We start from the raw sequence: 6,700 nt of genomic DNA on the forward strand, positions 1-6,700 counted from the left end.
ACACTGCGCATCGGCGGCGTCGACGTGGTCGTGTCCAGTGGGCGCCGACAGACACTTGATGATGGGCCCGTCATCAAGGCTGGAATCGATATCACGCAATTTCCGATCGTGGCGCTGAAATCGAGCCAGCATTTCAAGGCCTGGTTCGAGCCGCGCTGCGCCCGCATCGTCACCACAGATCCGCCGGGGCTCTCGCCCATCGATGTGAGCAAGTTGCATCGCCATCGTTTGCAACGGCCGATGTGGCCCATCAGTGCCGACGTTAACTATCGAGCTGAGCACCAAGCTAGACAGGAACCCGCATGAGCAACCAGGCGGCCGGGGCTGGCTCTTCGACGTGCGGCCCCCTGGATTTTGAGCAGGCTGAGTACCAGGCCCGCATTCGCGCGATACGGTCCGAGATGGAGGTGCGCGGGGCAGAGATGCTCCTTGTCGACCAGATCGATCATCTGGCCTACCTTTTCGGTTATCTAGCGACCGCGGCCCGCTACCAGGCTGCCCTGATCCCCGCGGAGGGAGAACCCTGGCTGATCGTTCGCGAACTCGATCTCGGCACCTTCCTCGACCAGTCCTGGTCAAGGTCCTATGAAACCTTTGCCGACGACGAGGATTCGCACGCTCGGGTGACCAGCGCTATTGCGAGACTGGCCCCGAAAAGCCTTGCGATAGAGAAAGACAGCAACATCCTCACGATCGCGCGGCTGAACCAGATCCGTGCCGGCAATCCGGGCATGGAGATAGTCGACTTCTCAGGCGTGATCTGGCAACACCGACTGATCAAGTCGCCCGCTGAGTTGGCATATATCCGCCGTGCGGCAGACATCGCCGATCACATCGTGACCATCGGCGCCGGCTCGATCAAAGCCGGAGTGAGCGACCGCGACAGTCTTGCCGCAATGTACGAGGTTTCCATCAGTCACGGCGCGGACAACACCCGGGCCGCCATCCTGGGGCGGATGACCGGCATGGATGCCTTGATAGGCGGGGTTACAGGAGCGCCGTGGGCGCAGGGCGAGCGGGTGTTCGTAGAGGCCACGCCGCAATATCGTGGCTATAGCGCACGCCTTGTTCGGCCAGTAGTCGTTGGCAAGACAGCCGCCGCGGACGTGGACCTCGCCCGGCAAATGATCGCGATCCAGGACCGCCAGATTGCCGCGATGCTTCCAGGCGCCAATGGGGGCGACGTCGACGCCATTTGCCGCGGCGAGGTGCTGCGCCAAGGGCTGAAGACAGTCTTCACCCAGATCACCGGCTACACGCTGGGCTATCAGGCTGTGCCCCGTGTCAGCGACCACACCCGGATCATGGCGCCGGGCCAAACCTGGTCGTTCGCGCCCAACATGGTCTTCCATGTCGTCCTGCATACGCCGCAGTTGGCCTTCAGCGAGACAGTCGTTGTGACCGAAACCGGCCCCGAGCGTCTCTCCCGGCTACCCCGGGCCATCCTGTCGGAGTGATGCGCCCATGCTTGCTTATGAAGCCACCCCAACTGGGTTGAGATTGTCGGAGCGAACCCGTCCTAGCCCGGGTCCGGGCGAGGTCGCCATCGATGTTGGCGCAATCGCGCTCAATCGCGGCGAATCGCGTCGCGCGATCCATGGGGGATTTGCCGAAGGCTTTGTCCCCGGCTGGGACACGGCAGGTGTGATCAGCCAGGTTGGAGCCGGGGCACGGGGGCTGCCGCTAGGAACGCGAGTGGTTGCACGTGCTCCCGCCGGCGGCTGGGCGCAATGTCGCATTGCCGATTGCAGGGATGTCGCCGTCATTCCCGCGGATGTCGATCTCGGCCGTGCCGCAACGCTGGCCACCACCGCCACAACCGCTCTGGCGGTTCTCAAGCGCGGCGGTCCCATCTTGGGGCGAACGGTAGTCATCACCGGCGCATCGGGCAGCGTCGGACAGTTTGCGATTCAACTGGCGCGTCTGGGAGGCGCCAGGGTCAGTGCGGTTACGCGCGCTGAAGGCGATCGCGAGCTTCTTGTCTCGCTGGGTGCCAATGATGTGTTCACCGACCTTGGCAACGTCAAGGGCGCAGATCTCGTCATCGAAACCTTGGGCGGCCCGTCCCTCGTGCAGGCAGCGGGCCTGCTCAATGCTGGCGGCAGTTTGCAGTCCCTGGGCTGGAGCGCAGGTCAAGACGCGGTCTTCGCCAATTTGGACCATCTGATGAAAAAAGGCGGCACAATTCAGGGCTTCGCCATCGGCGAACGTCATGTCGGGGCGCTGCTCACGCAATTGCTCGGGCTTCTGCAGAGCGGCGCGCTCAGGACCTGCATCCAGCTGCGTCAACCATGGGAGACCTTGCCTGCTGCGGCCGCGGCCGTTTTGCAGTCCGGGTTCCGCGGCAAGGCTGTGCTCGATGTGACCGGATTCGCACATGCAGCGCCATGGCCGCTCCCCTGACCACCTTCTTCGAACCCGCGCCAAATAAAAGAGGATGCAATGACGCCAACCGATATAAAAGCTGCTCTGGGATCAGGTTTGCTGTCCTTTCCAGTAACCCACTTCGACGCTCAGGGCCGCTTCGCTCCCGAAAGCTACAAATCGCACGTTTCCTGGCTCTCGAGCTTCGAGGCGCCGGTGCTCTTCGCAGCAGGCGGCACCGGCGAGTTCTTCTCATTGACGCCTGAAGAGGTCCCGCAAGTCGTCCGAGCCGCCAAGGAGGCGGCGGGCGACACCGCAATCGTTTCGGGATGCGGCTATGGCACGGAGATCGCTGTCACCATCGCCAAGGCCGCACAGAAGGCGGGCGCCGACGGCATCCTGCTTTTGCCGCACTATCTGATCGATGCTCCGCAGCAGGGACTGTACGAGCACGTTCGCAGGGTCTGTCAGTCGATCGATATCGGCGTCATGGTCTACAACCGTGACAACTCCGTCATCCAGGCCGACACGCTGGCGCGGCTTTGCGATGCCTGTCCCAACCTGATCGGCTTCAAGGATGGCACCGGTGATATCGGAGCAATCCGGCAAATTACCGCAAAGCTGGGTGACAGGCTCACTTACCTTGGTGGGATGCCCACGGCAGAACTCTTTGCGGAAGCCTATCTTGGCGCGGGCTTCACGACGTACTCGTCCGCGGTGTTCAATTTCGTTCCGGCCCTGGCTCAGGAGTTCTACCGAGCCCTTCGAGCCGGCGAACGCGCCCGCTGCGAAGCCCTGCTCAACGAATTCTTCTATCCGTTCATGGCAATCCGCAATCGCGCCAAGGGCTACGCGGTGGCGGCGATCAAGGCCGGAGTCCGGTTGAAAGGTTTTGATGCAGGGGCGGTTCGCGCGCCGCTGACGGATTTGTCCGCCGAAGAACAAGACCTGCTGGCATTGCTCATTGCCAGACAGACCCTGCAGTAACGAAACCGGAAAGGACAAGAAGCGATCCGCCGCCGGTGCTGTCTCTCCGAATGTCGACGTATTGCAGCTTGAAGAGGCAATGGCGCCCGCCCGAGCAGGCACGCCTTCGCAGAGATGCATCGCGCTTCAGCCTTTTTGACCGCTCGACCGGCGTTCGGCTTTCATAACGAGCTGAAATTCAGCTGATCTCTCTTTCTCGATTGGGATAACCGATGTCGCATCCCGTGCCACCTGTTTCAAGGGCCGATATTGCCGGGGCGCTGGCGCAACTGCCACGTGCCAGCCTAGCACATCTCCCGACACCGCTTGATCCCTGCCCCAGACTGGCGGCCGAACTGAGCGGCCCAAAGATCTGGTTCAAGCGCGACGACTGCACAGGCTTGGCCTTTGGCGGCAACAAGGTCCGCCAGCACGAATACATTCTGGGCGATGCGCTGAGCCGCGGCGTGGACGTGGTGATCCAAGGCGCTGCCTCACAATCGAACCAGTCGCGCCAATTGGCTGCCGCCGCGGCCCGACTTGGAATTTAGTGCATCTTAATGCCGCGCAAAGACGTCCAATTCGAGCATGTGCAGGGCAATCAGTTGATCGCGCGTCGGTTCGGAGCAACGATTGTCCCGATCGAAGCCAGCGCTTCGACAAAGCAGGCTAAGCAGGATATGGCCGCACGGCTTGAGGCCAGCGGCCGCAGGCCGATGATACTCGGCATGGGTGCCGAGCGCGCACTGACCCTTGCGGCGGTCGCATATATCGGAGCCTATCTTGAACTCGTGGAGCAGTTCGAAACTCTGGGCGAACCTTTGCCCTCCCACATATACGTCACTTCACAAGTCAGTACACAGGCTGGCCTTCAGGCCGCTGCCGAATTGCTGGGTCATGGCGTAAAAATCTGCGGCATCAATCCGATGGATGCACGTAATGAGGCCTATGAGTCCCCTGACGAAATCGCCAGCCGATGCTGCGCGGCTGCCGAACTGCTCGGCTTTAGGCTGGACCTGGGTCCCGAGCGCATCAACAACTCTACAGAATTCGTCGGAGACGACTACGGCAAACCCGCGGCAGCCGCGCAAGAGACCGCCGCGCTGCTAGCCCGAACCGAAGGTATTCTTGTTGATCCGGTCTATTCGGGAAAAGGCTTTTCTGGTTTGGTAGGTGATATTCAAAGCGGGCGGCTCAACAAATCTGACCGGGCCGTTTTCCTGCACACGGGAGGCTTGCCTGCAATATTCTCGTATGCTTCGAGTTATCACGATATTGGGCACGGTGAGTAGAGCTGAACTCACGTACTGATAGCGCGCCCCGAACAACCGGGCCGTTGCCAAGCCGTGGCGGGATCGGCGGAAGCGAGCCTAGCCCTGGCGGCCAGCGCACGGCACGCCGGCTCATTCTGTCGGGCTGTGCTGCCGCCGCATGAGCTCGCAAGCCAAAGCCGTTTCTGACCGCGCTCAAGGCCGGTGCCCTGTCTTTTAACGGCGAATTCGACGCAGTGAAGGGCCAATCAGGGGCGGCGCAGCCGCCACAGAGATGTCGGACGATATTGCCACGCCAACCGATCGCCAGAGACCTTCTAGAGGCTCCAATTTTTAAAAAGCCATCGTACGAATTGATCGTGCTGATTGTTCAAGGCTGCTACGAGACGAGCGGCGTCTCGAGATCTCAATGCCTCGAGTTGATCCTTCAGCATCCAATACTCAATCTTCAGCCATTCGCCGTCATTCGTGGAATGGATAATCGTCCGGATACGAGTCAGATGATCATTCAACTTGCCCTGCATGCTTCGGAGCAAATCGTTGTCGCAGTATTCACGCAACATACTTTGAAGAAAGAAAAACGCGTTCCTCACTGGCGAAGGATCGTCGGTATCCAATGATTGCTGCGCCTTGTCGAGCAAAACTCCGAATTCTTCGATCCGTGCGGCCGGAATGTTTCCAATAGCCTGAATCGCGCACTGCGAATCCAAAGCCTTACGGACCTGATACGCGTTGCTGACATATTTCGCGTCAAGCGGAGCGACGTAGGGTACCTTCCATGCTTCTCCTACAACCAGCCCGTCTTCCTGCAGGCGGGTAAGTGCTGCCTTGACGGGGGAGCGACTCACTCCGAGTTGCTTGGCCAAAACACTCTCAGGCACCACCTGGTTGGGGGGTAGTTCGCCATCGGTGATCATCTTCTTGATGATGTCATAGACCCGCTCGCCCAAGGGTATGTTGCGCTCAACCTCCTGCATAATTTTCCTTTTCGATCGGAGCCTCGAATCGCTTGAAGAATAATGGAGAGGCTGCTGAATACTGGCAAGGGTGCTAGTGGATGCACTTGTTGACCGGTGGCTTGGCAGGTGCGATCCGCGAGCAGTTCAGAAGTGGCCGTTCATCAAGTCGGCTTGGATGTCGCTTTGGGTCTTCCACGGAAATGTCGGAACAACACGAAAAACGCTGCTAAGGTCGCCTTCCATCGCTCAGGAACTTCATCCCACAGCCGCTCGTGACCGTAAGTCCCAAAATCGCATGAGCTTGGGACGAAGGTCATTGCCACCATAAGCCTCGACATTTTCCCGACCTCCAACGCTAAATCGAGTTCATATTAGCACCGAGATCAGATTGCATCCAGCCGACAGGATACAGAATTTGGCTTGCACGCGCCACCCTACGGGTGAGGAGTCGCGATGCCAAACTAAGCTAGGCAACAACGTGCCTGGTCGCGAGCCGATGCGTCTTCCTGAGCCCAGGCGGGCTAGAGCCACCGGCGCCGAGATCTGCTACAGCGTTAGCCCTGCACCAGTTGCTTCATCTGCCTGTGCACTTCTCGTCCGATCTCGTAGGCATTTTCCTGATGCCATTTCCGACTGAAGGACTCGCAACCCCACCAGTCGTCATATCCGGTGGCCTTGACAGCGTCCGTCCACAATTTCAGATCGATGACACCAGATCCCATTTCGATGTCGCGCAAATCATCCTCGATCGGGATGCCGGCGGCAAAAGGACGCGAGTCGCTTATGTGAACGCCGTAGAGCAAATCCTTGCTCAGACGGGCGACCACATCAGGGGTGTCACCGGCTGTGAAACAATGCCAATAGTCGACAATCAATCGGATATTGTCGCGGCCGGATCGCTCGATGATCTCCACATTGTCGGCAATCTTGTTCAGCGGCGTCCACGACATCGGCTCAAGATAGAGAAGCAGATCGAACTGCGCGGCAAGGTCAGCGATGCGAGAGAGGTTCTTGACGGTGGCCGCGATCTGCTCCTGGCGAGGAAAGCCGAGCATCCCTTTGTAGAGATCAGTGTGCTCACCCTTGGCATGCGCAACAACTGCCCGGACATCCACCGGGCCCGTCATCACCTGTATGCCC

6 protein-coding genes and 1 pseudogene are annotated in these 6,700 nt (G+C 59.8%); 5 read left to right on the plus strand and 2 right to left on the minus strand.

Annotated features, from left to right (window positions below; genetic code table 11):
• The 5 genes and pseudogenes from EOA33_RS19445 to EOA33_RS19470 all read left to right on the plus strand — a co-directional run.
• A partial coding sequence (locus EOA33_RS19445; RefSeq protein ID WP_190234309.1) for an MlrC C-terminal domain-containing protein occupies positions 1-306 on the plus strand: 306 nt, incomplete at its 5' end.
• Positions 303-1,457 (plus strand): Xaa-Pro peptidase family protein, encoded by a 1,155-nt coding sequence (locus EOA33_RS19450; RefSeq protein WP_127406317.1) that lies wholly within the window; start codon positions 303-305, stop codon positions 1,455-1,457. The genes EOA33_RS19445 and EOA33_RS19450, both read left to right, overlap by 4 nt.
• A 7-nt stretch (positions 1,458-1,464) precedes the next feature.
• Entirely contained in the window at positions 1,465-2,403 is a 939-nt protein-coding gene (locus tag EOA33_RS19455) for a zinc-binding dehydrogenase (RefSeq protein WP_127406318.1), read from the plus strand.
• A 39-nt stretch (positions 2,404-2,442) separates the two neighbouring features.
• On the plus strand, positions 2,443-3,351 hold the full coding sequence (gene kdgD / locus EOA33_RS19460; protein WP_127406319.1) for a 5-dehydro-4-deoxyglucarate dehydratase: 909 nt from the start codon (positions 2,443-2,445) through the stop codon (positions 3,349-3,351).
• A gap of 212 nt (positions 3,352-3,563) precedes the next feature.
• Positions 3,564-4,622 (plus strand): annotated as a pseudogene (locus EOA33_RS19470) (pyridoxal-phosphate dependent enzyme).
• A gap of 296 nt (positions 4,623-4,918) precedes the next feature.
• On the opposite strand, the gene EOA33_RS19475 reads toward EOA33_RS19470, so the two are convergent.
• Positions 4,919-5,578, minus strand: a complete 660-nt coding sequence (locus EOA33_RS19475; RefSeq protein ID WP_127406322.1) for a GntR family transcriptional regulator — start codon at positions 5,576-5,578, stop codon at positions 4,919-4,921.
• A 536-nt stretch (positions 5,579-6,114) separates the two neighbouring features.
• Positions 6,115-6,700: sugar phosphate isomerase/epimerase family protein (locus EOA33_RS19480; protein WP_210212582.1), on the minus strand; the 586-nt coding region annotated here is incomplete at its 5' end.

It is taken from the genome of Mesorhizobium sp. M4A.F.Ca.ET.050.02.1.1 (genome assembly GCF_003997725.1).
GTDB lineage: Bacteria > Pseudomonadota > Alphaproteobacteria > Rhizobiales > Rhizobiaceae > Mesorhizobium.

Excerpts from the sequence above, each read along its gene's own strand:
- EOA33_RS19450 (WP_127406317.1), top strand. The coding sequence starts at position 303 with ATGAGCAACCAGGCGGCCGGGGCTGGCTCTTCGACGTGCGGCCCCCTG.
- EOA33_RS19475 (WP_127406322.1), bottom strand. The coding sequence starts at position 5,578 with ATGCAGGAGGTTGAGCGCAACATACCCTTGGGCGAGCGGGTCTATGAC.
- kdgD (WP_127406319.1), top strand. The coding sequence starts at position 2,443 with ATGACGCCAACCGATATAAAAGCTGCTCTGGGATCAGGTTTGCTGTCC.
- EOA33_RS19455 (WP_127406318.1), top strand. The coding sequence starts at position 1,465 with ATGCTTGCTTATGAAGCCACCCCAACTGGGTTGAGATTGTCGGAGCGA.